Here is a 24,854-nt window from a genome sequence, read left to right as displayed (position 1 = left end):
AAGATCGCGATGCGCTTTGGGAACGGCGCCAGGAGATCAATGCATGGCAGTGACGCCGACCATTGCACAGGGCGCCCCGGGAATTCCCGCGCGCTGGACGTCAAGCGCCAAGAGCGGCATCGGCACCGCGCTTTCGGCGAAGAGCCCGCTCTGGTTCACCGTCAGCCACGGCATATTGAACGAGGTCTATTATCCGCGCCTCGACAGCGCCTGCACGCGCGACATGGAGCTGATCGTCACCGGACCCCACGGCTCCTTCTCGGAAGAGAAGCGCGATGCGGTGCACACGATCGAGCCGTTCGAGGACGGCGTGCCGGCCTACCGCTTGGTCAACACGGCGGCCGATGGCTCCTACCGGGTAGAAAAGCGCATTGTTACGGACCCGAAACGCCCTGCCCTGCTGCAGGAAATCACCTTCGCGGCGCTTACGGGTCAGGCCGCGGACTATCGCGTTTACGCATTGCTTGCGCCGCATCTGGTCAATGCCGGCATGGGCAACACCGCCTGGGTCGGCGAGCACAAGGGACAGCGCATCCTTTTTGCGTCAGGCCGCGGCGTCTCGGTCGCGCTCGCCTCATCGCTGCCCTGGGGCGACTGCTCGGCCGGCTATGTCGGCTTCTCCGACGGCTGGCAGCTGCTTCGGGATGGCGGCGCGCTCGATCCGGCCTTTGAGCGCGCGGAGGACGGCAATGTGGCGCTGACTGGCGAGATCGGCTTCCCGGCAGGCAAGGGCATGGCCCTGCTCGCGCTCGGCTTCGGCGCCTGGCCTGAAGAGGCGGCGGAGATCGCGCTGGCCAGCCTGAAGGGCGGTTTCGAGGCGGCCGCCGAAACCTATGCCGCCAACTGGCGGAAATTCCAGGCCGGGCTGGAAAAGCTCGACCGGCATTCTGCTTCCGGCCTGAACACCTACCGCATCAGCACGGCGGTGCTCGCCTCGCATCTGTCGGTCGCCAGGCCCGGCGCCGCCGTCGCCAGTCTCTCGATCCCCTGGGGCTTCAACAAGGGCGACGACGATCTCGGCGGCTACCATCTGGTCTGGCCGCGCGATCTGGTCGAGACGGCGGGCGGCTTCCTCGCCGCCGGCGACGCCAGGCAGGCGCTGCAGATCCTCACCTATCTGCGCTCGATCCAGCAGCCGGACGGGCACTGGCCGCAAAACTGCTGGTCGAGCGGAACGCCTTACTGGCCCGGCATCCAGATGGACGAGTGCGCCTTTCCGCTGTTGCTCGCCGACGCGCTGCGCCGCGCCGGCCATCTGCCGCCCGCCAAACTTGGCGAGTTCCTGGCCATGATCGAGAGCGCGGCCTCCTATGTGGTGCGTAACGGCCCCGTCACCGGCGAGGACCGCTGGGAGGAGGACGCCGGCTACAGCCCGTTCACGCTGGCCGTCGAGATCGCGGCTCTTCTCGTCGCCGCCGACATGCTCGACGCCTGCGGCAAAAATGAGCCGGCAAACTATCTGCGCGAGACCGCCGATTGCTGGAACGGAGAGATCGAGCGCTGGACCTATGTCACCGGCACCGAACTCTGCGCCAGGGAAGGCGTCGATGGCTATTATATCCGCATCGCCCCATCCAACGATGCCGGCGCCGCTTCGCCCAAGGACGGTTTCGTGCCGATCAAGAACCGGCCGCCCGGCGACACCGACAAGCCGGCCGAAGCCATCGTCAGCCCGGATGCGCTGGCGCTGGTCCGTTTCGGGCTCAGGGCCGCCGACGATCCGCGCATCCTGAACACCGTCAAGGTCATCGACGCCACGCTGCGCTGCGACCTGCCGCAGGGCCCGGTCTGGTACCGCTACAGTGGCGACGGCTATGGCGAGCATGACGACGGCTCACCCTTCGACGGCACCGGCCGGGGCCGGCCCTGGCCGCTGCTCGCCGGTGAGCGCGCGCATTACGAGCTGGCCGCCGGACGTCCCGGGAAAGCGGCGGAGCTGCTCGAAACATTCGAGCGCTCGGCCAGCGTCGGCGGCCTGCTGCCGGAGCAGGTCTGGGACAGGCCCGACATGCCGGAGCGCGAATTGCGGCTCGGCGCGCCCTCCGGCAGCGCCATGCCGCTGGTCTGGGCGCATGCCGAGCATATCAAGCTGTTGCGCTCGCTGCGCGATCGCAGGGTCTTCGACATCCCGCCCCAAGGCGTCGAACGCTATATCAAGCAAAAGACCGTCTCGCCCTTCCGCTCATGGCGCTTCAACAACAAGATCCGCTCCATTCCCGCCGGCAAGGTCCTGCGTGTGGAACTTGCGGCGCGCGGCGTTGTTCACTGGAGCAGCGACAAATGGCTGACGGTGCATGACGACAAGACGACCGAGAACGCCTTCGGCGTCCATCTGGTCGATCTGTCCGTTACCGGCCTGCCGCCGGGATCGACGATCGCCTTCACTTTTTTCTGGCCCGAAGCCAGCCGTTGGGAGAATGTCGACTTCACTGTCGATATCGGCGCATAAGACGGCCAGCAGAATCTTCTTTCCTCAAGCAATCGGGATGGCACCATGCAGATCGGAATGATGGGACTGGGCAGGATGGGCGCCAATATGGTGCGCCGCCTGATGCGCGACGGCCATGAATGCGTCGTCTACGACATCAATTCGGCAAGCGTCGCCGGCATGGTCAAGGACGGCGCCGTCGGCGCCGCCTCGCTGGAAGAGTTCGTCGCCAAGCTCGCCAAGCCGCGCTGCGCCTGGCTGATGCTGCCGGCCGCGATCACCGGCAGGATCGTCGACCAGGTGGCGGCGCTGATGGAGCCCGGCGACATCATCATCGACGGCGGCAATTCCTATTATCATGACGCCGTCGACCAGGCCGCGAAACTGGCGACCAAAGGCATCAGCTTCGTCGATGTCGGCACCAGCGGCGGCGTCTGGGGTCTCGAGCGCGGCTACTGCCTGATGATCGGCGGCCCCGATGAGGCCGTGCAGCACCTCGATACGGTCTTCGCCACGCTGGCGCCCGGCGCCGATGCCGGAACCAACCCCTCAAAAGACGCCGGAACCGCGGCCTTCGGCTATCTGCATTGCGGGCCGAGCGGCGCCGGCCACTTCGTCAAGATGGTACACAACGGCATCGAGTACGGCGTCATGGCCGCCTATGCAGAAGGCATCAACATCCTGAAATCGGCCAACGCCGGCAAACGCGGCCGGACCGCGGACGCCGAGACCAGTCCGCTGGAAAACCCGCAATATTACCAGTTCGATATCGACCTCGCCCAGGTGGCCGAGGTTTGGCGGCATGGCAGCGTCATCGGTTCCTGGCTGCTCGACCTCACCGCCGGCGCGCTGAAGAACGACCCCTCGCTCACGCAGTTCGGCGGCCGGGTGTCGGACTCGGGCGAAGGCCGCTGGACGCTGAAGGCGGCGATCGACACCGGCGTTCCGGCGCCCGTACTCTCCTCGGCGCTGTTCGACCGCTTCTCATCGCAAGGCGAGTCCGCCTTCGCCGACAAGCTTCTGTCCGCCATGCGCTATGCCTTCGGCGGGCATGTCGAGAAGTCGAAGACCGGCGCCTGAGGAGAGAGACAGGATGAGCCAGGAGAGGTCCGACACGCTGGTGCTTTTCGGGGCGACCGGCGACCTTGCGCACAAGAAGATATTTCCGGCGCTCTACCACATGGTCGCCAAGGGGACGCTCGCCGAGCCGGTGATCGGGGTCGCCTTCGACCCTTGGGAGCTCGCCAAACTGGTGGACCGTGCCCGCGACGGCATCGTCAATGCGCTGGGCGCCGTCGACGACAAGGTGTTCGCCAAGCTCGCCTCGCTGCTGCGCTATGTCAGCGGCGATTATCGCGATCCCGCCACCTTCGAGAGGCTGAAGACGGCGCTCGGCCCGGCGCAGCGGCCGCTGCATTACATGGCCGTGCCCCCGACCATGTTCGAAACCGTCGTGCAAGGGCTGGAACAGTCCGGCACCGCGCGCGGCGCGCGGCTGATGGTCGAGAAACCCTTCGGCCACGATCTGCAGTCGGCGCGCTGGCTGAACCGCGTGCTGCATCTGGTGTTCGACGAACAGTCGATCTTCCGCATCGACCACTATCTCGGCAAGGAAGCGATCCAGAACCTGCTCTATTTCCGCTTCGCCAATGCCTTTCTCGAGCCGATCTGGAACCGCAACTTCGTCGAGAGCGTGCAGATCACCATGGCCGAGGATTTCGGCATCGACGGCCGCGGCAAATTCTATGACGACGTCGGCTGCATCCGCGACGTCATCGAGAACCATCTGCTCAATATCCTTCTGCTTCTGGCGATGGAGCCGCCGGTCGGCCGCTCGGCCGACGACCTGATCGACGAGAAGGTGCAGGTGCTGCGCGCGATCCGCACGCTGACCAGGGACGATGTCGTGCGCGGCCAGTTCGACGGCTATCTGGCGGAGCCTGGCGTGCGGCCGAACTCTCCGGTCGAAACCTTCGCCGCGGTCCGCTTCTTCGTCGACACATGGCGCTGGCGGGACGTGCCGTTCTTCATCCGCGCCGGCAAGAACATGCCGGTGCACGCCACCGAAGTGATCGTGCGGCTGAAGCGGCCGCCGCTCGACGTTTTCGATCCGATCAAGCCGGGCGACGCCAACTATGTCCGTTTCCGCATCGACCCGCAGGTGGCGATCTCGATCGGCGCCCAGCGCAAGGTGGCCGGCGACGACATGATCGGCGAGCAGGTGGAACTGACCGCGCTCGACGACACCAAGGGCGACATGCCGCCCTACGAGCGGCTGATCGGCGACGCCATGAACGGCAACGGCCAGCTGTTCACCCGCCAGGACGCGGCCGAGCTCGCGTGGCGCATTGTCGGACCGGTGCTCGGCGACACCACGCCGCCGCAGATCTATGCGCCGAAGACCTGGGGACCGGCCGATGCCATGAACGGCTTCGGCCCGCCCAACGGCTGGATCAATCCGACCAGGTAGCATGGGAGGAACGGAATGGCGAAGGCGGCAAAACCGGCTGCGGCGACCGGCGAACCGGTCGTGCTCACCATCGACGTCGGCGGCTCGCGTGTTAAGATCCTCACCAGCGCCGGCGGCGACATGCGCCGCGCCGAGTCCGGGCCGGGCCTGACACCGCAGCAGATGGTCGCTTCGGTGAAGAAACTGGCCGAGGGTCTGGACTACGACGTGATCTCGATGGGCTATCCCGGCCCGGTCAGGGACAACAAGCCTTCGCTCGATCCCTTCAATCTCGGCAAGGGTTGGAACGGCTACGATTTCGGCGCCGCCTTCGGCAAGCCTGTCAAGGTCGTCAACGATGCGCTGTTGCAGGCGATCGGCAGCTATGAAGGTGGCCGCATGCTGTTCCTCGGCCTGGGCACCGGCCTGGGTGCTGCCATGATCCTCGACCACGTCGGGCAGCCGATGGAGCTTGCCCACCTTCCCTACAAGAAAGGCTGCAGCTTCGAGGATTATGTCGGCGAGCGCGGCCTGGAAAAGTACGGCAAGAAGAAATGGCGCAAATACGTTTTCGATGTCGTAGACAGGCTTCGCGCCGCCTTGCAGCCGGACTATGTGGTTATCGGCGGCGGCAATGTCGACAAGCTCGATGAATTGCCGGAAAAATCCAGGCGCGGCGACAACACACGCGCCTTCGAAGGCGGATTTCGACTGTGGCGCGACAAGGCGCTGGTCGTCTGATATTTTTACTTTCCAGTATACTTGTTCAAAATAGCGTGTAATTGCGCCGCTTATCGTTGCGCCGAGCAGATTTGCCGACTAGGAATTCGCCGGCCTGCCGCCGCCATGCGCCCGCGAAGGAACGGCAGTGCTCTGATTTGCATCCCGATTTGCGGCCGTGCGGCATAGAGGAGGAATTGACGTGGACGAGGATACCAATACAGCCAAGGAAGAAGTCGACCTGCTCGAGCTCACCGCTCACATCGTGTCGGCCTATGTCGCCAAGAACCGGCTGCCCGCTTCGGACCTGGGCGGTCTCATCGCCAGCGTCGCCTCCTCGATCGGCGGGCTGAACCAGCCGCCGGCCCCGGCGGCGCCCCCGCCCGTTCCCGCCGTCAACCCCCGCCGCTCGGTGACGCCGGACTACATCATCTGCCTCGAGGACGGGAAGAAGTTCAAATCGCTGAAGCGCCATATCGGCGTGCATTTCGGACTGACCCCGGAGGCCTACCGGACCAAATGGGGCCTGCCGGCGGACTATCCGATGGTCGCACCCAACTATGCGGCCTCGCGCTCCGAGCTCGCCAAATCGATCGGCCTCGGCCGCAAGGCGGAAGCGGCCCCGGTGAAGCCCGCCAGGGGAAGACGGGCCAAGGCGACGGCCTGAGCCGATCCGGCTGCACCAACGATTTCAGGAAGCCTGCCGGGCGAAAGCGCCTTGGCAGGCTTCCTGCTTTTGTGGCTTGGATGACGGGAGAAGCAGGCTGGTGGGGATGAGGCCATGAACTACGCCAGGATGGTGATCGAGAAGGAGGCGCCGGAGGAGTATGGCTACGACCGTATCCGCTACAACCTTTCCGAAAGCTCGATCGCCGACCGGAAACTCTCCGACATCGGCCTTTCGCTGCCCGACCTCACCTTGTTCTACGGCGAGCATCGCGGCGAAAAAGGGCTGCGCGCGCTGATCGCCGCGCAGGACGGAGGACTCTCCGCCGACGACGTTCTGGTGACCGCGGGCGCTGCCGGCGCGCTGTTCATCATCGCCACCTCGCTGCTTTCGGCCGATGACCATCTCGTCGTCCTGCGGCCGAACTATGCCACCAACATCGAGACGCCCAAGGCGATCGGCTGCGCCATCTCCTATGTCGATCTCGATTTCGACAACGGCTTTGCGATCGACATCGAGCGCGTCGCGGCGGCGGTGCGGCCAAGCACCAGGCTGATCAGCGTCACCTGCCCGCACAACCCGACCGGCACGATGATGGCCCGCGCCGATCTCGACGCGCTGATCGCGCTTGCCGAGAGCCGGCGCTGCCGTCTGCTGGTCGACGAGACTTATCGCGACCTTTCCTATGACGAAAAGCTGCCTTCGGCGGCATCGCTGAGTGCCGCCGCCATCAGCGTCTCCTCGCTGTCCAAGGCTTTCGGCATTCCAGGCATCCGCATCGGCTGGCTGGTCACCAGGGACAAGGAACTGCAGGAGACCTTCCTCGCCGCCAAGGAGCAGATCGGCATCTGCGGCAGCGTCATCGACGAGGCGGTCGCGCGCTCCATTCTCGAGCGCCGCGACGCCTTCCTCAAGTCGCTGCTGCCGGAGATGACGAAGCGTCGCGACATCGTGCAAGCCTGGATCGACGGCGAACCGCTGGTCGACTGGGTACGGCCGCAAGGCGGCGTCGTCGGCTTCCCGCGGCTGGACGTCGATGCCGGCTTCGACCTCGACCGCTTCTACACCAGGCTCTTGGAAGAGCACGGCACCTATGTCGGGCCCGGCCACTGGTTCGAGATGCCGAAGCGCTTCTTCCGCGTCGGCTTCGGCTGGCCGAAAGAGGCTGAATTGCGCGGCGGGCTGGAGGCCATCTCGGCCGCGCTGAGAGGCTGAGCCTCTTCCATTGCGAACAATGATTTCCGCATTTCCTTCATCCCGCGCGGTTTTTTTGCGCGCATGGCAGGACGAACTGGGCTAAGGGTTTGCCGCCGGACCAGCGCCCACCGTGGAAGTGCCCCGCCGGCCGATGTCACAACGGGGCCCTCGAATCATGACCGCCGAAGCAGTTTCACCTGAACAGCGTTACGCCGCATTCCGGCACCGGCCGTACCTCAGCTACTGGACGGCGCGCTTTCTCACCACTTTCGCCACCCAGATCGTCTCCGTCGCCGTCGGCTGGCAGATCTACGACCTGACGCGCAACCCTTTCGATCTCGGCATCGTCGGCATCGTCCAGTTCCTGCCTTCGTTGCTTTTGGTGCTCGTCACCGGCGTCGTCGCCGACCGCTTCGGCCGCCGCCTGATCATGACATTGTCGTCGCTTGTCGAGGCCGGCTGCGCGCTCACCCTGTTGTTGCTGACGCTGCGCGGCCCTGGCAGCCCGGTGCCGATCTTCGTCGTGCTCGCCATGTTCGGTATCGCCCGCGCCTTCTACGGGCCGGCATCGTCCTCGCTGGTCGCCAATCTTGTGCCGCCGCAGGATTTCGCCAACGCCATCGCCTGGAACTCGTCCGCCTGGCAGATGGCGACCATTGTCGGCCCGGTCGCCGGCGGCCTGCTCTACGGCCTGTCGGCGGAAGCCGCCTACGCCACCGCAGCCATCCTGATGCTTGTCGCCGCGCTGCTCGTCTTCACCATTCCGAAGCCTGCCCAGCAGACGGCCACCGACAAGCCGACGATGCAGACGCTGTTTGCCGGCTTCGGCTATATCTGGAGCGAGAAGATCGTGCTCGGCGCCATCTCGCTCGACCTCTTCGCCGTGCTTCTGTCGGGCGCCTCGGCGCTGCTGCCGGTCTATGCGCGCGACATTCTGGACCTCGGGCCCTGGGGTCTCGGCCTGCTGCGCTCGGCGCCCGGCATCGGCGCCATCGCCGTGGCGGTCTGGCTCGCCGGCCACCCGATCCGCGACCACGCCGGCAAGATCATGCTGGGCTTCGTCGGTCTGTTCGGCGCCTTCACCGTTCTGTTCGGCATCTCGACCCTCACCTGGCTGTCGATCGCGGCGCTCGCCATGCTCGGCGCCACCGACATGTTCAGCGTCTATATCCGCGAGACACTGATCCAGCTCTGGACGCCGGACGAGGTGCGCGGCCGCGTCAACGCCGTCAACCAGGTCTTCGTCGGCGCCTCCAACGAGGTCGGCGAATTCCGCGCCGGCACCATGGCGGCGCTGATCGGCACCGTGCCGGCGGTGGTGCTCGGCGGCATCGGCGCCATCGCCGTGGCCGGCCTGTGGGCCTGGCTGTTCCCGGCGCTGCGACAGGTGCGGCATTTGAATAGCCGGAGCTAGTTGGCCGCCAAGCTTGCGCCGACACCGGCTGAGATGGGCCGTCAGAATGCCTGCAGCTTTCGGCATCTAGAGCAATTCCAGGAAAAGTGTGAGCGGTTTTCCGTCTGGAATTGCGTCAAAACAAGGAGATAGTGCGTTTCGCCGTTTCCGTGAAACGGTGAAACGCACTAGACATATCGGACGTTCAATCTACGCAATTGGGCTAAAGCGGACACCAGCGCCATCTAGCAAAGCGTTGCCCTCCCTAAGGACGCCTTAGCGTCCGCCCACTCCGTGCTCTATCGACGCCGACCTAGGGCCGACCGTCATTTCAGCATGCCCAAGGACGTATGTGCCGCACATGGGCTCAAGCCACCCGCCCGCACATCCGTTGTGAATTGACCCGGGAGGAGGGATCAGCATGTCAGAACGTCTCAACATAGGCCCGCTGCAACTTGGCGAAATGGCGCCCAATGTCGTGCTCGACGCGATTACCCGCGAGGGCAAGATCGCCATCGACGATTTCCGAGGCGAGAAACCGGTGCTGGTTGGGCTGTATCGAGGTCTCCATTGTCCTTTTTGCAGGCGCCATATCGCCATGCTTTCGCAACTCACCCCGGCCCTCAACGAGAAGGGTATCGAAAACCTGACAGTGGTCAACACGCCCATCGACCGGGCCCGCCTCTATCTGCGGTACCATCCGATGCTCGGCCTGCTCGCGGCATCCGATCCGGAGCGGACTTCACACCGCGCCTTTGGCTTGCCGAATATGCAGATCACCGAAGACGAGAGCGCATGGCCGCAAAAGGTTTCGATGAGCGAAGTGAAGTCGATGCGGGTCGACTTGCCGGGCGAGATGCCGGAACCGATGAACCCGTTTGCGGCGCTCGAATATCTGAACAAGAAGGACGGCTACGACATCACCGAAGCGGATCAACAGATGATGGCCACCGGCGTTGGGCAGCTCGTCGGTCAGTTCTTGCTGGACCGTGATGGCGTCGTTCGCTGGACCTCCAACGAGATCCTCGATGGTGGCCTATTCGGCGCCCCGAACACTCAGGACCTGATGTCGGCGGCATCACAAATCGGAAGGTAAGGTGGGGCTACGCGCAGGACTATGCGAAGTTGTCCAGCCACTCCAAGCAATTGGGTTTTGCTCTAACCCACCGCCGGCCCGCCAAAAATCAGCCCCAGAAACTCGCCCAACCAGCGTTTGAGGTGCATGTCCCAGATCAGCCGGCCGCCGAGATGGTCGCGGCCGGGCTGCGCGCCGGGCAATTCGAAGCGATGCGCGCCGCGCACCACCCAGCGCTGCATCATCACCCGGGTCAGTTCGCCATGGAACTGGATGCCCCAGGCATTGTCGCCATAGCGGAAGGCCTGGTTGGGATAGGTCTCCGCCGTCGCCAGCAGCGTCGCCTCCTTGGGCAGCGAAAAGCCCTCGCGGTGAAACTGGTAGACCATCTCCGGCCAGTGCAGCAGTTTCTTGCCGGCCTCGGTCGCCTTCAGCGGATACCAGCCGATCTCGACCAGCCCTTCGTCATGGCCGTCGACCTTGCCGCCGAGATGGTTGGCAAGCATCTGCGCGCCGAGGCAGATGCCGAGGAAGGGCCGGTTCTCCCTGAGCGGGACTTCGAGCCAGTCGGTCTCGCGCCGGACGAACTCTTCGGAGTCGTTCGCGCTCATCGGCCCGCCGAAGATAACCGCCCCGGCATGGCCGTCCAGCGTGCCCGGCAGTTCGTCGCCAAGCGGCGGCCGGCGGATATCGAGATCGAAGCCTTCTTCCAGAAGCATGTGGCCGACCCGGCCGGGGCTCGAAGTCTCCTGATGCAGCACGATCAGGATTTTTGGTCTCGGCCGCGGTCCGGGTGGCATGGGCAGGCGAAATCCTATTCGTCGCTCGAGGTTCCGCGCGCGCCGGGCGCGTCGGCCGCCGCCTTGCGGCGCGCCTCGATCCGGTCCTGGCGCTCGACGCCGATCAGTTCGGCGACGCGCCAGACGGTGTTGTCTTCCAGCTCGTGCAACTCGCCATCGGCATAGACGACCTCCCACATCAGGCCGATGAAGGCCTTGCGCGCCTCGGCATCGAGATGGCGCTTGAGCACGCTGGTGAAGGCGTAGAGGTCGATCGCCTCGTTGTCGGCGCGCTCGCCGGCGGCCGCCAATGCGTCGAGCTCGTCGCCGCTGATCGAATAGGTCTCGGCGAGGATCTCCTTGAACCGCTCCCACTCGACATCCTGGCGCACGCCGTCGGCGTTCATCACATGGTAGAGCAGCGCCGAGGCCGCGACGCGCGGATCGTCGGCGTTCGGCTTGGCCCCGCCGCCGGCTGGCAAATCCCTCAAGAACGACAGCACACGTTCGAACATCTAAACCATTCCCTGTCCGCCAGACCCGGCCTCAGAACAAACGAAACCGGCGCGGCGTTTTTTCCGCCTCGTCTTCCGGCGTCACCCCGGGATCATCCGGCAAGCGCGGCGGCTCCGGCGCCTGCTCGCCCGCAATGTCGTCGGCAGCGGCGACGGCCCCGTCCTTCTGTTCCCCGTTCGCAGCCGCGGCGGCCGGCTTCTCGGCTGTGCCGTCAGGCGCGATATCGATCGTCTTGTCTTCATCCGGCGCAGCGGGCGCGGCGGCGGGGATGGCGGGAATGGCGGGAATGGCGGCGTCGATCTCGCTGTCGATCAGCTGCCCCAGCCGCTCCATCGGCGCGCGCCAGGTGAAGGCGTCCAGCTTGCCGGTGATCGGCGACACCGGCGCCCAGCGCTCGGAGACGACGCCGTCGGCGACCCATGCCGGATCGCGCGGCGCGCGCACGGCCTTCGACAAAAGCTGCCGCACCTTGCCCTGGTCGCCGGTTTCGGCCTCCTCGATGTCGGCCAGCAACAGATAGGCGCCCTCGCGACGGTCAATGCGGATCGCGGCTTCCGCCTCGCGCCTGGCGGTGGCGAAATCCTGCGCGTCGAGCGCGGCGCGCGCCACTACAAGCGACGATTCGGCGTGGTTCTTCTTCATCTCCTGCAGCTTCTTCGCCCGGTTGAGGCGGTCGAGCACGGCATCGCCCGGCCTCGCATGGGTGTAGAGCTCGGCGAGGTCCGGATGCGGCTCGGCCCGCCAGGCCGTCTCCAGGATCTTGGACCCCTTGCGCACATCGTTTTGCCGGAAAAGCATATTGGCCGCGATCACCGCGGCCGGCGCGAAATCGGGCGCCAGCTTGTTGGCTTCCAGCGCCGCGGTCCGGGCGGCATTCGGGTCGCTGTCGACCAGCGCCTGCGCCTTGGCCGTGAGCAGCACCGCGCGGCGGCGGTTGGCGGCGTCGCGCTCGATCTGCCGGGTCGATTTCTGCGCCTCGACCAGCTTCAGGGCGCCGTCCCAGTCGCCGCGCTCGGTCAGTTCCTCCAGCGTCGATTCCGCCGCCCAGGCGAGCTGCGGCGCCACCGCCGCGGCACGCCCGGCATAATGGCGCGCGGCGTTGCGGTCGCCCAGCCGCTCGGCTTCGAGATAGAGACCGCGCAGGCCGAGCAGCCGCATCTCCGGATCGTCGAGCATGCGCTCGAACTTTTCCCGCGCGCCTTCATGGTCGCCTTCGAGCAGCGAGGCCTGCGCGTCGAGCAGGTTGATCAGCGGCTCCTGGTCGGAGCTGATCAGCTTGGCAGCCTCCTTGGTCTTCTTGCGCGCCAACGCCCCGTCGCCGGCGCCGGCCGCGATCATGCCGGTCGACAGCGCCTGGTAGCCGCGGTCGCGGCGGCGCACCCTGAAATAGCGCGAGATCGTATAAGGGCTGTTCCACAGCGACTTGATCAGCCACCACGCGATCATTACCGCGGCGACCACGGCGACGATCGCCACCGCCGCCACCATCAGCGTGACCTGGTACTGGTAGCCGTTGAACGTGACGAGCATCTCGCCCGGACGGTCGGCCAGCCATGCAAAGCCCAGCCCCAGCGCGAAGACGACGGCAAGGAAGATGAGGATGCGGATCATCGGATGGTCCTCACGCCTTCGTCGCGCCGGCAATCAACGCTTCGATCTGCTTTTCGACCTCGAGCCGCGCCTTCAGTTTGCCGGCAAAATCGGCGCCGGCCGCTTTCGCCGCGTCGGGCAACGTGTCGTATTCGCCGAGCGCCTTGGCATAGTCGCCCTGGTTGACCGCCACCTCCATGCGCGCCACGGTTTCGGGCGCGCCCTTGCCTTCGACGGCGCCGACCGGCCGCACCTTGACCAGCGATTCGGCGCTCGACACCAGGCTCTGGAAGAAGCCGGCATTCTGGTCGACCGGCGTCGCCGCCTCGACCATGGCATTGGCGGCGGCATCGGCTTCCGAGGCGATCGTGGCGCGGGTCGGCACGCCTTTTTCCGCATAGCCGCGCAGAACGCCAAGCTCGGGCGCGTCCGGCGCGATCGCGGCGAACGTATCGAGCTCGGTCGCAAAGGGCGCGCCGCGATCGAGCGCCGCCTTCAGCGCCGAAGCGGCAATCGCCAGCGCGATCTTCGGCTGCGAGGCCTGCGCCTCGACCTTGCCGGAGAGCTGCTGCACCGACTGTTCCAGCGCCGCGATCCGGCCGTCTTCGGCCTTCGCCGCGTCGCCGGCCGATTTGACCAGCGCGTCGAGCCCGGCGAGCTTCTCGTTGAGCGGTCCGAGATCGACGGGAGCGGCGCTGCCGGCCTTCTGCAGGTCGGCGACTGCCGTCTCGATCTGGCCGAGCTTGTCGTTGAGCGCCTTGAGCGCGGTGCCGTCGCCGCTTTGCCCGGCCGACGATTTCAGCGCCGCGATATCCGACTTCACCTGGTCGAGCGCCGAGGACAGGCCGTCGACCTTGGCCGAGGCGCCGGCATCGCCCGCCTCCTTCAGCGCCGCGATCTCGCCCTTAAGCGAAGCGATCTCGCCATTGACGCCGTCGAGCGACGGTCCGCCCGAGGCCGGAGAGCCGAGCAGGCCGACCGCCTGCAGGAGACCGGCGCCGGCAAGGGCGATCACGCCGCCGATGACACCGGCTGCGAGGGTGCGCACCCCGGCGCGTCCGGATGGCGGCGCCGCATGATCGTCGCTCCGGGCCTCGCCCGGTTTCGGCGCCGAGGGGGCCGGACCGGTCCTGGTCGACGCGTCCTCGAAATTATAGCCGAAGCTCTTTGGCTCGCTTTTCGCAGCCTCTTCGCCGCCCGGATAGGGCGCCTCCGCCTCGTCCTTGCCTTTGGCTTCAGGCCCGTCAGCCGCGGCCTGCGCCGTATCGGCGTGTTCCCACGCCTCGACGTCGGTCTGCTCGGCATGGATCGGCTCTTCCGGAGCGTCAGGCTGCGAGGCGTCGGCCGCTTCCTCCGCCTTCGCCTCGTCGGTCTGTTGCGGGTTGGCCTCGTCCTTGGCGGCATCCTCGCCGGTGATTCGCGAGACGGCGCCGGGTTCGAGCTCGATGATCACCGGCTCGCGGCGGCTCTTCGAATGTCGCACCTTCGGCGTCTTGACCATGCTTGGGCTCCGCGAACTGGATTGTGGATGGTTCGAAGGGTCTAGGGGATGCTCTAGCACATCACCAAGCGGTGAAAAGGGGCGGTGTGATGACGCGGCTCAGCGCGGCAGCGACAAAAGCGCCAGCAACGCGTCCTCGTCAGGCTGCGCCGCAATGCGGACCTTTGCCCCGCCGACCCCCTCCAATGCCTTGGCGACACGTGCCGAAAGGGTCAAAAACTCCGTGCTTTCAAAGAGATGCCGCAGCGTTGGGCGCATGATCAGGCTAATCGTCGCAGCGGCCGCCTTGGCCGAATAGAGCAGCACCGCCTCGACCGGCAAGCCCGACAATCGGGCAATGACGTCGGCATCGCTGTAGTCCAGTTCGACGGTGTCGTAAGTCTCGACAGGCCGAACGCGCATCCCCGCCGCCGCAAGCCGTTCCTCGAACACCGGAAAGCGCACACGGCCGCAAAGATAGATCATATCCTTGCCTGCGAGCCTGTCGGCTATCGCACCGGCCAGCGCCTCGGCATCGCCGGGGCCTTCGGAGACGGACGTAAATCCAGCCGTTCGGCAGGCATCGGCGGTCCTTTTCCCGACCGCGTGGCAAGGCAAGGCGGCAAGCGCCGCGACCAGATTCGCCGGCGCATGACGAACCGCGTTGGCGCTGGTGACGGCGACCGCTGCGGCGGGAAAGACGCTGGTCTCGACCGGCAGCGCCGCCGTTTCGGTCAGCGGCAGCAGGATCGGCTGAAATCCCGGGGCTTCAAGCCGTCGGGCCGTACGAGAGGCGCCCGGCTCCGGCCTCGTCACCAGGACGCGGATCATGTCAGGCCCAGCCCTCGAAGAATTTGGCGCCGGCCTTGGCGCGCACCGTCCGTGCAGCCTCTGCGCCAATTTTCGCCGCATCCCGAGCCGGGCCGTCCAGCCGGACCTCATGCGACTCGGTGCCGTCGGGCGAGATGATCAGCCCGGCGAAAGCCAGTTTTTCGCCCGATATGGTCGCGTGGCCGGCGATCGGGGTGCGGCAGGAGCCGTCGAGCGCGGCGAGGAAGGCGCGCTCGCAGGCCAAGGCCTGGCCGGTCGGCACGTCGTGGATGGCCGCCAGCATTTTTGCCACCGCGCCGTCGCCGATGCGGCTTTCGATGCCGATCGCGCCCTGGCCAGGCGCCGGCGGGAAAATATCCAGCGGCATCAAATCGGTGATGACGCTCTCGAGCCCGAGGCGCTTCAGCCCGGCACAGGCGAGGATGGTGCCCTCGGCGACGCCTTCGTCCAGCTTGCGCAGTCTCGTCTGCACATTGCCGCGGAACATCACCACGTCGAGGTCCGGCCGCATCCGGCGGATCAGCGCCTGGCGCCGCAGCGACGAAGACCCGATCGTCGCGCCGTGCGGCAGATCGGCGATCCGCTTCACCGTCTTGCCGATGAAGGCGTCGCGCGCGTCCTCGCGCGGCAGGAAGGTGGCGAGCTCCAGCCCTTCGGGCAGCACCGTCGGCATGTCCTTCGACGAATGCACCGCGATGTCGATGCGGCCATCGAGCAGCGCTTCCTCGATTTCCTTGGTGAACAGGCCCTTGCCGCCGGCTTCCGAAAGCGGCCTGTCCTGGATGCGGTCGCCGCTGGTCGAGATCGGCACCACCTCGAAGGCCTGCTCAGGCAAGCCGTGCGCCTTCAGCAGCCGCGCCCGCGTCTCATGCGCCTGGGCCAGCGCCAGCGGGCTGCCGCGTGTTCCGATTTTCAAGGTTGTTTGCATGGCGCGCGGTCCGTGATAACCCCCAGGCGGCTTTGAGGTCTGCCGAGATTCAGGTCAGGCCGCGCCGACATTGGTGGGTTTCGAGAGCCGAGCGCAGCGTATTTTTGGTACGTGAGCAGCGGAAGCGCAGAAAACCGCCATTTGCAGGCCGGCATCACCTGAATACCGACTGACCTCCTATATAGGAAAGGCCTGAGACACAATCTTCGAGGACAGCGACGAATTGATCCGCGTTCTGGGCATTGAGACGAGCTGCGACGAGACGGCGGCCAGCGTGGTGGCGCTGGACGGCGGCTCCGCGCCCGAAATACTGTCCAACATCGTGCTGAGCCAGATCGAGGAACACGCGGCCTTCGGCGGCGTCGTGCCCGAGATCGCCGCGCGCGCCCATGTCGAGGCGCTGGACGGCATCGTCGCGGCAGCACTGACCGATTCGGCGGTTTCGCTGGACGAGATCGATGCGATTGCCGCGACCGCCGGGCCCGGCCTTGTCGGCGGACTGATCGTCGGACTGATGACCGCCAAGGCGATCGCCGCCGCCGCCAACAAGCCGTTGATTGCCATCAATCACCTCGAAGGCCATGCGCTGACTGCCAGGCTGACCGATGGGCTGGATTTTCCTTATCTGCTTTTGCTGGTCTCAGGCGGCCACACCCAGATCGTCGCGGTGCGCGGCGTCGGCGACTACCAGCGCTGGGCGACGACCATCGACGACGCGCTGGGCGAGGCCTTCGACAAGACGGCCAAGATGCTCGGCCTGCCCTATCCGGGCGGACCGAATGTCGAGAAGGCGGCGGTAAGCGGCGATGCGAGCCGCTTTGCCTTTCCGCGTCCGATGAAAGGTGCCGCGCAGCCGGATTTCTCCTTCTCAGGACTGAAGACCGCCGTGCGCCAGGCGGCGACGGCGATCGCGCCGCTCAGCGACCAGGATGTCGCCGACATCTGCGCCTCCTTCCAGGCGGCGGTGGCCGACACGCTGGGCGACCGTGTCGCCCGCGCGCTCGCCCGTTTCCGTGAGGAATTTCCCGACAAGGCGAACCCTGCGCTGGTCGTCGCCGGCGGTGTCGCCGCCAACCGGACGATCAAGGCGACGCTCGAAGCCCTGTGCTCCGAAGCCGGCTTTGCATTCGTGGCGCCGCCGCAGAAGCTCTGCACCGACAATGCCGCGATGATCGCCTGGGCCGGCATCGAGCGGCTGCGTGCCGGGATCGTCGGCGAGAATGCCGCCGACTTCGTGCCGCGCTCGCGCTGGCCGCTGGACAGCATTTCGGCTCCATTGGTCGGCTCCGGCCGGCGCGGTGCCAAGGCATGACCACGAGCGGGGAAAGAAGACCTGCGAGCGGATGGCGCGTTGCGGTGCTCGGCGGCGGCGCCTGGGGCACGGCGCTGGCGCTGGCAATGCTGCGCGCCGGCCATTTCGTGCGCCTCTATGCGCGCGATGCCGAAACCGTCGCCGCGATCGATCGCGGCGAAAACCCACGCTATCTGCCCGGCATCGCGATCGAGCCGGGCATCGTCGCCACCAGCGATGTCGCCGCGGCGCTCGACGGTACGAATTGCGTGCTGGCGGTGACGCCGGCGCAATCGCTGCGCGCGGTGCTGGCCACGGCCGGCGGCCATGTGCCGAACGGCGTGCCGCTGGTCCTCTGCGCCAAGGGCATCGAGCGCGATACCGGCGCGCTGCTGTCGACGATCGTGGAGGAAAACCTGCCGGGCAATCCTGTCGCGGCACTTTCCGGTCCGAGTTTTGCCAGCGATGTGGCGCGCGGCCTGCCGACAGCCGTCGTGGTTGCCGCCCGGGACGGGCAACTGGCGGCGGAGCTCGCCGCCCGCTTTTCGGCCGAGAACCTGCGCTGCTATTCCAGCGACGACCTGATCGGCGTCGAGATCGGCGGCGCGCTGAAGAACGTCTTCGCCATCGCCGCCGGCGCCGTCACCGGCGCCCGGCTCGGCGCCAGCGCCCAGGCCGCCATGGTGACCCGCGGCTTCGTCGAATTGCGCCGCATCGGCGCGGCCTTCGGCGCCAGGCCGGAGACGCTGATGGGGCTTTCCGGCCTCGGCGACCTGCTGCTCACCTGTTCCTCGGCGCAATCGCGCAATTTCGCCTATGGCCTGGCGCTGGGCCAGGGCAAGCCGCTTGCCGGCCTGCCGCTCGCCGAAGGCGTGCCGACGGCCGGCATTGCCGCCCGTATCGCCGCCGAGCGCCAAATCGAGGCGCCGATCATTTCAGCCGTCGCCGCCATCCTGGATCGCAAGGTGACCATCGGCCAGGCGGTGACCGCGCTGATGACGCGGCCGCTCAAAACCGAAACCGACATCTGAACATCGGAGTTTAGACATGCTGTTCGCGTTGATTTGCAAGGACAAGCCCGGCAGCCTGCAGCTGCGTGTCGACACGCGGCCGGCGCACGCGGCGTTCCTGGAAGGCCTGATCAGCGAGGGGAAACTTGCCTTTGCCGGCCCGTTTCTCGACAAAGACGGCAAGCCCGACGGCAGCCTGGTGATGATCGAAGCGCCTGACATCGCCGGCGCGCAAGCACTGGCGGCCGCCGATCCCTATGCCAAGGCCGGGCTGTTCGAGAGCGTCGAAATCCGAGCATGGAACTGGGTCTTCCAGAAGCCCGCGGCCGAATGAGGTTCGTTTGCGCTGCCCCTCATCCGGCTGCCTCTCCCTTCTCTCCGTAAGAACGGGGAGAAGGGAGAGGCTCCAACGCTGGCGACCCCCTCTCCCCGTCCTTACGGGGAGAGGGTAGGGTGAGGGGCAGCGCCAGCGCTGAATAATGGCTCACCGACAACGGCAACAGGACAACTGAGATGAACTACTGGCTGTTCAAGTCCGAACCCTCGGTCTTCTCCTTCGAGGCGCTGAAGGCGAAAGGCAAGGCCGGCACGCAGTGGGACGGTGTGCGCAACTACGCCGCGCGCAACAACATGAAGGCGATGCAGATCGGCGATCTGGGCTTCTTCTACCACTCCAACGAGGGCCTCGACATCGTCGGCATCGCCGAGGTCTGCGCGCTCGCCCATCCCGACACCACCACCGACGATCCGCGCTGGGAATGCGTCGATATCCGCGCTTTCGAGGACGTGCCGAAGCCGGTGACGCTGGAACAGGTCAAGGCCAATCCGAAGCTCTCCGACATGGCGCTGGTCCGGCTGGGCCGGCTTTCCGTGCAGCCGGTGACGCCGGCAGAGTGGAAAGAGGTCTGCCGCATGGCCGATCTCAACCCGGCGCCGTGACCAGGCTCTCGCCCAAAAGCGCAAAGACTTTCATCCTCGATAACACGGCGCTGATGGCGCCGCCGCATGTACCGGAAGTGCTGCTGCACCTGGCCGACGAGGCGCATGATCTTTGGCTGCGCACCGAGGAGGAGCTGGCCGAGATCGGCCTGCCGCCGCCCTTCTGGGCCTTCGCCTGGGCCGGCGGCCAGGGCCTCGCCCGCTATCTGCTCGACCATCCGGCGATGGTGCGGGGCAAAAGCGTGCTCGATTTCGCTTCCGGCTCCGGCATGGTCGCGATCGCCGCCTTGAAGGCCGGCGCGGCGCAAGTGATCGCCGCCGATATCGACCCTTTTTGCCAAACGGTGATCACGCTCAACCTGGAAGCCAATGGCGTGAAGGCCGAATTCCTCGATGCCGACTGCATCGGTACGGATGACGGCTGGGACGTCGTGCTCGCCGGCGACGTCTTCTACGACAAGCCGCTGGCGGACAGGCTGGTGCCGTGGTTCAGCAGCCTGAAAGCGCGCGGCGCCGAGATCCTCGTCGGCGATCCCGGCCGAGCCTACCTGCCGAAGAAGGGGCTGCGATCGCTCGCCGTCTACCAGGTGCCGGTGACGCGCGTGCTGGAGGATGCCGAGGTCAAGCGCACCACCGTCTGGCGGTGGGATCCCGCTCTCCCCGCTTGACGCCGCCGGCGAACAGGGATTCCATCGGCTGCCATTCGGGAGGGTACTCATGGATTTTTCAACGGTGAACTGGCTGGCGGTGATCGTCGCCGCCGTCGTGGCGTGGCTGTTCGGTGCTGTCTGGTATACGGGCTTGAGCAAGCCTTGGCTCAGAGCGGCAAAGCTCGACCCGGCAACCATGAAGCGCTCTGTCGCTCCGTTCATCGTCAGCTTCATCGCGGAGCTGATCATGGCGCTGGTCATGACGCTGGTGGTCGGCGCGATCACCGGCGGCGAGCCCAATCCGCTCGCTGGTGTGATCTTCGGTTTCGTTCTCTGGCTGGGCTTCGTCGCCACCACGCTTTCGGTCAACCACCGCTATGAAGGTTTCGGCTGGGACCTGACGCTGATCGACGCCGGCCATTGGCTGGGCGTGCTCATCATCATCGGCGTGGTGATCGGCTGGTTCGGCGCGCCGGCGGCTCCTGCGGGCTAAAGTGGCGTCAGAAAGTGCGAAGCGATCCGCAGCATCGCTACTCCGACCCTTCGTCCTTCGCCACCTCATCGAGCAGCCAATCGCGGAAGGCAATGATCCGCGCGTCATCCTTCATCGCTTCCGGATAGACCAGGAAGTAGGCGAACTCCGGCGCGACCTTGATGCCGAGCTCGAAGGGCCGGATGAGCCTGCCCTCGGACAGATCCTTGGCGACCATGGCGAAATCGGCAAGCGCGACGGCAATGCCGTCGAGTGCCGCCTGGACGACATCTGTCGAGGTGTCGAACACGATGGTCCGGCTGTCGTCGAAATCATCGACGCCGGCCGCCGCCATCCACATGCGCCAGTTCGGCCATGTGATACCCTGACGGGCCCATTCGATATGGGCGAGCGTGTGACGGAAAAGATCGCGCGGCTCCTTTAGCGGCGGTCCGGCCCGCAGCAGAGCAGGACTGCAAACGGGAATGATAACGTTCTCGAACAGCCGGTCAGCGCATAGTCCCGGATATTTGCCGGCGCCGAAACGGATGCCGACATCGACATCGTCACGTTCGAACTCGCGCAGCTTGGAGGTGATGTCGAAGCGGAGCTCGATCCCCGGCCGCTGCCTACGGAAATCGTCGACGCGCCGCATCAGCCATTTTGTGGCGAACTGCGCGTCGAGCGTGATCTTGAGCAGCGCCGTGCCCCTGCTCATCTTGCGCGCGCGGCTGACGGCACGGCCAAGCAGGTCGAGCGCATCGACCGAGGCCTCGTGAAGCACATTGCCCGCTTCGGTCAGCCGGATGGTGCGGCTGGTGCGCGTGAACAGCACCAGGTCGAGCTGATCCTCGATTTCCTTGATCTGGTGACTGACCGCCGCCGGCGTCAGGCCGAGCTCATCGGCGGCGCGGGTGAAATTGAGATGCCTGGCCGCCGCCTCGAAGGTCCTCAACGCGCGCGTTCCGGGCAGCAGGCGGGACATTCGATCTCCAAATAAAACTTGATGATCAAACAAGAACTACTCGTTTCTCGTTTATTTTTCAATCCGGCATGATGACGTCATCGAAACACTATCAAACCGGATTTGACGTCCGGAGAACACGGATGAAGCCATGACCGAGATCGTTCTCAAGCCCCAGACCGCCTTGAACCCCCGCCCCGGTGTCGCCCTTTGGCTGCGCGCCACGGTCGACTGGCTGCGCCAGGCTCGAGTCGCCGTCCGGCTTCCCCATGATGCGGTCGAGGATCTCTCCGACCGTCAGCTGCGCGACATCGGCGGCGAGCGCCGGGACGTCTCAAAGGCGATGGACCGCGAGCTTGGCCGGATCGGGTTGCTGGATACGGGCTGGCAGCAGCCGCGTCGATAAGGGACCAAGGCAATAGGGCAGTAGGGAAAGGCAGTACCTGCTCCCCTGCTCCCCTGCTCCCCTGCTCCCCTGCTCCCCTACCTCACCACCCTCACCACCGTGCGATCCGACAGCAGCGGCAGCAGCCTTGCCATGGTGCGCGCCGTGACCGCGACGCAGCCTTGCGTCGGCGTGAAGCCCGGGCGCGCCAGATGGAAAAAGATCGCGCTGCCGCGCCCGCGACGGCGTGGCGCGATGTTCCAGTCCAGCACCAGGCAGGCATCGTAAAGCCGGTCGTCCCGACGCATCCGTTCATGGCTGGCGCCATAGGGGATCTTCACCGGCCGGTTGTAGTTGCGGTCGTCCGGCACCTCGCACCAGCCGAGGTCCGGCCCGATCGGCGCCATCGCCAGCCTTGTCCGGCGCCCGCCGGGAAACTGCTCGTTGCGGAAATAGCCTGACAATATGCGCATCGCGGCCAGCGGCGTCGCGCCGTCGCCCTCGCGCTTGCCGGCGGAGATGCCGCCGCGCCCGAGCGCGCAGGGAAACACCGTTTTGCCGGCTTGCAGCAACCCCTGCGCAGGGTTGCCGGGCCTCGCACGCACAACCAGGACACGCAGGCCCTTCGGCAAAAATGCGCCTGCCTCATTGCGCGCGCGTTTTTTCTTGTATGATTGTCTCACGGAACAAATCACTGTGATCGGCTGTTGCGCCGGTGAGCTTCCGCATAAATGGGGGGAGGTCAACTGAATATTCTTTTTAAAACAACGGATTGATCATGACATCACGGACCATTCTGATCGTTGACGACGACGACGACCTGCGAGCCACCCTCGTCGAGCAACTGGCGCTTTACGAAGAATTCGACGTCCAGCAGGAATCCACCGCCGCAAAAGGCGTCGCCGCGGCGCGCGGCGGCCTTGTCGACCTGCTGATCATGGATGTCGGACTGCCCGACATGGACGGCCGCGAGGCGGTGAAGATCCTGCGCAAGGGCGGCTACAAGGCGCCGATCATCATGCTGACCGGCCACGACACCGATTCCGACACGATCCTGGGGCTCGAGGCCGGCGCCAACGACTATGTCACCAAGCCCTTCCGCTTCGCCGTGCTCCTGGCGCGCGTCCGTGCGCAACTGCGCCAGCACGAGCAGAGCGAGGACGCCACCTTCTCGGTCGGCCCCTACACGTTCAAGCCCAGCCAGAAGCTTCTGATCGATTCGCGCGGCGCCAAGGTGCGGCTGACCGAAAAGGAGGCATCGATCATCAAATATCTCTACCGCGCCGACCAGAAAGTGGTAACGCGCGACGTGCTCCTGGAAGAGGTGTGGGGTTACAATTCAGGCGTCACCACGCATACGCTTGAAACCCATGTCTACCGGCTGCGCCAGAAGATTGAGCGCGATCCTTCCAATGCCGAAATTCTTGTGACAGAAAGCGGCGGCTACAAGCTGGTTCCTTAAACATTTCATGATCTAGAGCAATTCCAGGAAAGTATGAGGCGGTTTTCCGTCCGGAATTGCGTCGAAACAGACAGACTGAGCGGTCGGGCGGGACCGCTTCGGGTGCGATCCTGGTGCTGGAGGGTGATGGATCGGCTCGCTGGACGCATCGTACGATGCGCGATTGGAAGGTTGGAGTGCGCGCATCCGAAGGGACGCGACGCTCCAAAGGAGGGACTGGACTGACCGCTCGGGGACACAGCTAGGATGGCGCTCGATGACGACATCCGCATCCTGTCCGCCGTGAAGCTTTTTCAGGGCTTCACGCAGGAACAGTTGCGCCTGCTCGCATTCGGCGCGGAAAACACCTTCCTGCAGGCCGATCGCAAGCTCTATCTCGAGGATGACGAGGCCGACTCGGCCTATATCGTGGTCAGCGGCTTGATCGCGCTCTACCGCGAGCAGGGCGGCGAGCGCATCCCGATCGGCACGGCCGGCCCGGGCGCCATGCTCAGCGAGCTCGCTTTGATCGCCGATACCAGACGCCTGACCAGCGCCTCGGCCGCGGCCGATTCGGAGGTGATCCGCTTGAGCCGGAAGATGTTCCGCCGCATCCTGGAGGAATATCCGGAGCTGGCGGCGCAGCTGCACGAGCGCATCCTGGAAGAATTCCGAGAGATGATCGCCCGCATCGAGGAACTCGCGCCGCGCTTTACGGGGTGAGCGGCCTGACGAACGCGCAATAGCGAAGGAAATGCAGGCGCTCTCTCGTCACCGGGCGTCAAGCCAGATCGAACCTGGCAATCACCGGCACATGATCCGACGGCTTCTCCCAGCCGCGCGCCGCCTTCAGGATCTCGTAGCCTCTAAAGTTCGGCACCAGATTGGCCGACGACCAGACATGGTCGAGCCGGCGGCCGCGATCCGAGGCCTCCCAGTCCTTCGCGCGGTAGCTCCACCAAGTGTAGAGCTTCTGCTCGGCGGGCACGTTGAGCCGCATCAGGTCGACCCAGCCGCCGGCCTGCCGCATCGCCTCGAAGTTTTCGGTCTCGACCGGCGTGTGGCTGACGACGTTGAGCAATTGCTTGTGCGACCAGACGTCATGCTCCCGCGGCGCGATGTTGAGGTCGCCGACCAGGATCGAGGCGGATTGATCGTCCCGGCTCGCCGGCACGCCGTTCATCTCGTGGACGAAGTCGAGCTTGTGTCGGAATTTCCGGTTGATCTCCGGGTCCGGCTCGTCGCCGCCGGCCGGCACATAGAAATTGTGCAGCAGGATCGACCTGTCGCCGGCCTGCACTTTGACCGACAGATGCCGGCTGTCGTCGATCTCGCAGAAACGCCGTTTCTCGACCAGCTCGATCGGCCGGCGCGCCACGGTTGCCACGCCGTGATAGCCCTTCTGGCCATGGAAATGGATGTGCCCGTACCCCGCCTTGCGGAAGGCCTTCTCGGGAAAAAGCTCGTCCGGCACCTTGGTTTCCTGCAGGCAGAGCACATCCGGCGCATGCTCCCTGAGCAGCCGCTCGACGATCGGCATGCGCAGGCGCACGGAGTTGATGTTCCAGGTGGCGATGGTGAAGGGCATTCAGGCGGGTCCGGCAAAGATCGCCGAGCTACTGCCACCTGCGCGCCGCAAAGACAAGCCG

At 65.7% G+C, this 24,854-nt stretch carries 26 protein-coding genes; 17 read left to right on the top strand and 9 right to left on the bottom strand.

Features of this window, described 5'->3' with window-relative positions:
- Positions 1–43 precede the first annotated feature (43 nt).
- The 8 genes from EJ067_RS17905 (at position 44) to EJ067_RS17870 (ending at position 9,950) form a co-directional block, all read left to right on the top strand.
- Positions 44–2,449 (top strand): glucan 1,4-alpha-glucosidase, encoded by a 2,406-nt coding sequence (locus EJ067_RS17905; RefSeq protein ID WP_126086938.1) that lies wholly within the window; start codon positions 44–46, stop codon positions 2,447–2,449.
- A gap of 45 nt (positions 2,450–2,494) precedes the next feature.
- On the top strand, positions 2,495–3,508 hold the full coding sequence (gnd, locus tag EJ067_RS17900) for a phosphogluconate dehydrogenase (NAD(+)-dependent, decarboxylating) (RefSeq protein ID WP_126086937.1): 1,014 nt from the start codon (positions 2,495–2,497) through the stop codon (positions 3,506–3,508).
- A 13-nt stretch (positions 3,509–3,521) separates the two neighbouring features.
- Positions 3,522–4,898, top strand: a complete 1,377-nt coding sequence (gene zwf, locus EJ067_RS17895; RefSeq protein ID WP_126086936.1) for a glucose-6-phosphate dehydrogenase — start codon at positions 3,522–3,524, stop codon at positions 4,896–4,898.
- A gap of 15 nt (positions 4,899–4,913) precedes the next feature.
- Entirely contained in the window at positions 4,914–5,618 is a 705-nt protein-coding gene (locus EJ067_RS17890; protein ID WP_126086935.1) for an ROK family protein, read from the top strand.
- A gap of 181 nt (positions 5,619–5,799) precedes the next feature.
- A complete protein-coding gene (locus EJ067_RS17885) occupies positions 5,800–6,264 on the top strand; it encodes a MucR family transcriptional regulator (RefSeq protein WP_126086934.1) in 465 nt (154 codons plus the stop codon).
- Positions 6,265–6,378: 114 nt separating this feature from the next.
- Entirely contained in the window at positions 6,379–7,479 is a 1,101-nt protein-coding gene (locus EJ067_RS17880) for an aminotransferase class I/II-fold pyridoxal phosphate-dependent enzyme (protein WP_126086933.1), read from the top strand.
- A 157-nt stretch (positions 7,480–7,636) separates the two neighbouring features.
- Positions 7,637–8,875, top strand: coding sequence for an MFS transporter (locus EJ067_RS17875; protein ID WP_126086932.1), 1,239 nt, complete (start codon positions 7,637–7,639; stop codon positions 8,873–8,875).
- A 400-nt stretch (positions 8,876–9,275) separates the two neighbouring features.
- On the top strand, positions 9,276–9,950 hold the full coding sequence (locus EJ067_RS17870; RefSeq protein ID WP_126086931.1) for a peroxiredoxin-like family protein: 675 nt from the start codon (positions 9,276–9,278) through the stop codon (positions 9,948–9,950).
- 62 nt (positions 9,951–10,012) lie between these two features.
- On the opposite strand, the gene EJ067_RS17865 is transcribed toward EJ067_RS17870, so the two are convergent.
- The 6 genes from EJ067_RS17865 to hemC all read right to left on the bottom strand — a co-directional run bounded on the left by EJ067_RS17865 (position 10,013) and on the right by hemC (position 16,053).
- Entirely contained in the window at positions 10,013–10,729 is a 717-nt protein-coding gene (locus tag EJ067_RS17865; protein WP_126086930.1) for a glutamine amidotransferase, read from the bottom strand.
- Between the two features lie 14 nt (positions 10,730–10,743).
- Entirely contained in the window at positions 10,744–11,223 is a 480-nt protein-coding gene (locus tag EJ067_RS17860; protein WP_126086929.1) for a TerB family tellurite resistance protein, read from the bottom strand.
- A gap of 31 nt (positions 11,224–11,254) precedes the next feature.
- The gene (locus tag EJ067_RS17855; protein WP_126086928.1) at positions 11,255–12,835 is read right to left on the bottom strand and encodes a heme biosynthesis protein HemY; all 1,581 of its coding nucleotides are present in this window, start codon (positions 12,833–12,835) and stop codon (positions 11,255–11,257) included.
- A 10-nt stretch (positions 12,836–12,845) separates the two neighbouring features.
- A complete protein-coding gene (locus tag EJ067_RS17850; RefSeq protein ID WP_126086927.1) occupies positions 12,846–14,315 on the bottom strand; it encodes a COG4223 family protein in 1,470 nt (489 codons plus the stop codon).
- Between the two features lie 99 nt (positions 14,316–14,414).
- The gene (locus EJ067_RS17845; protein WP_126086926.1) at positions 14,415–15,125 is read right to left on the bottom strand and encodes a uroporphyrinogen-III synthase; all 711 of its coding nucleotides are present in this window, start codon (positions 15,123–15,125) and stop codon (positions 14,415–14,417) included.
- Position 15,126: 1 nt separating this feature from the next.
- A complete protein-coding gene (gene hemC / locus EJ067_RS17840; protein WP_126086925.1) occupies positions 15,127–16,053 on the bottom strand; it encodes a hydroxymethylbilane synthase in 927 nt (308 codons plus the stop codon).
- A 226-nt stretch (positions 16,054–16,279) separates the two neighbouring features.
- On the opposite strand from hemC, the gene tsaD reads away from it, so the two are divergent.
- The 6 genes from tsaD to EJ067_RS17810 all read left to right on the top strand — a co-directional run bounded on the left by tsaD (position 16,280) and on the right by EJ067_RS17810 (position 20,436).
- On the top strand, positions 16,280–17,365 hold the full coding sequence (gene tsaD / locus EJ067_RS17835) for a tRNA (adenosine(37)-N6)-threonylcarbamoyltransferase complex transferase subunit TsaD (protein ID WP_189510784.1): 1,086 nt from the start codon (positions 16,280–16,282) through the stop codon (positions 17,363–17,365).
- Positions 17,362–18,375 carry an NAD(P)H-dependent glycerol-3-phosphate dehydrogenase gene (locus EJ067_RS17830; RefSeq protein ID WP_126086923.1) on the top strand — a complete coding sequence of 338 codons (1,014 nt, stop codon included), beginning with the start codon at positions 17,362–17,364 and terminating at the stop codon, positions 18,373–18,375. Before tsaD ends, EJ067_RS17830 begins: the two co-directional genes overlap by 4 nt.
- 16 nt (positions 18,376–18,391) lie before the next feature.
- Positions 18,392–18,688 carry a YciI-like protein gene (locus tag EJ067_RS17825; RefSeq protein ID WP_126086922.1) on the top strand — a complete coding sequence of 99 codons (297 nt, stop codon included), beginning with the start codon at positions 18,392–18,394 and terminating at the stop codon, positions 18,686–18,688.
- A gap of 179 nt (positions 18,689–18,867) precedes the next feature.
- Positions 18,868–19,293 carry an EVE domain-containing protein gene (locus tag EJ067_RS17820; protein WP_126086921.1) on the top strand — a complete coding sequence of 142 codons (426 nt, stop codon included), beginning with the start codon at positions 18,868–18,870 and terminating at the stop codon, positions 19,291–19,293.
- Positions 19,290–19,961 (top strand): methyltransferase, encoded by a 672-nt coding sequence (locus EJ067_RS17815; protein ID WP_126086920.1) that lies wholly within the window; start codon positions 19,290–19,292, stop codon positions 19,959–19,961. The genes EJ067_RS17820 and EJ067_RS17815 overlap by 4 nt, the downstream gene beginning before the upstream one ends.
- Before the next feature lie 49 nt (positions 19,962–20,010).
- Positions 20,011–20,436: a DUF1761 domain-containing protein gene (locus EJ067_RS17810; protein ID WP_126086919.1), complete on the top strand. Its 426-nt coding sequence runs from the start codon at positions 20,011–20,013 to the stop codon at positions 20,434–20,436.
- 37 nt (positions 20,437–20,473) lie between these two features.
- Here EJ067_RS17810 and gcvA read toward each other — a convergent pair whose 3' ends face one another.
- The gene (gcvA, locus tag EJ067_RS17805; RefSeq protein WP_126086918.1) at positions 20,474–21,400 is read right to left on the bottom strand and encodes a transcriptional regulator GcvA; all 927 of its coding nucleotides are present in this window, start codon (positions 21,398–21,400) and stop codon (positions 20,474–20,476) included.
- Positions 21,401–21,530: 130 nt separating this feature from the next.
- On the opposite strand from gcvA, the gene EJ067_RS17800 reads away from it, so the two are divergent.
- Positions 21,531–21,785, top strand: coding sequence for a hypothetical protein (locus EJ067_RS17800; protein ID WP_126086917.1), 255 nt, complete (start codon positions 21,531–21,533; stop codon positions 21,783–21,785).
- 77 nt (positions 21,786–21,862) lie between these two features.
- Here the strand turns inward: EJ067_RS17800 and EJ067_RS17795 are convergent, their stop codons facing one another.
- Positions 21,863–22,459: a L,D-transpeptidase gene (locus EJ067_RS17795; protein WP_126086916.1), complete on the bottom strand. Its 597-nt coding sequence runs from the start codon at positions 22,457–22,459 to the stop codon at positions 21,863–21,865.
- An 83-nt stretch (positions 22,460–22,542) separates the two neighbouring features.
- Between EJ067_RS17795 and EJ067_RS17790 the strand changes: the two genes are divergently transcribed.
- The gene (locus tag EJ067_RS17790) at positions 22,543–23,226 is read left to right on the top strand and encodes a response regulator transcription factor (protein ID WP_126086915.1); all 684 of its coding nucleotides are present in this window, start codon (positions 22,543–22,545) and stop codon (positions 23,224–23,226) included.
- A gap of 246 nt (positions 23,227–23,472) precedes the next feature.
- Positions 23,473–23,928, top strand: coding sequence for a cyclic nucleotide-binding domain-containing protein (locus EJ067_RS17785; protein WP_126086914.1), 456 nt, complete (start codon positions 23,473–23,475; stop codon positions 23,926–23,928).
- Positions 23,929–23,986: 58 nt separating this feature from the next.
- Here the strand turns inward: EJ067_RS17785 and xth are convergent, their stop codons facing one another.
- Positions 23,987–24,793: an exodeoxyribonuclease III gene (gene xth, locus EJ067_RS17780; protein WP_126086913.1), complete on the bottom strand. Its 807-nt coding sequence runs from the start codon at positions 24,791–24,793 to the stop codon at positions 23,987–23,989.
- Positions 24,794–24,854 lie beyond the last annotated feature (61 nt).

It is taken from the genome of Mesorhizobium sp. M1D.F.Ca.ET.043.01.1.1 (assembly GCF_003952385.1).
GTDB lineage: Bacteria > Pseudomonadota > Alphaproteobacteria > Rhizobiales > Rhizobiaceae > Mesorhizobium.
Note: the sequence above shows the minus strand (reverse complement) of the source record. Positions and strands in the feature narration are given on the sequence as shown.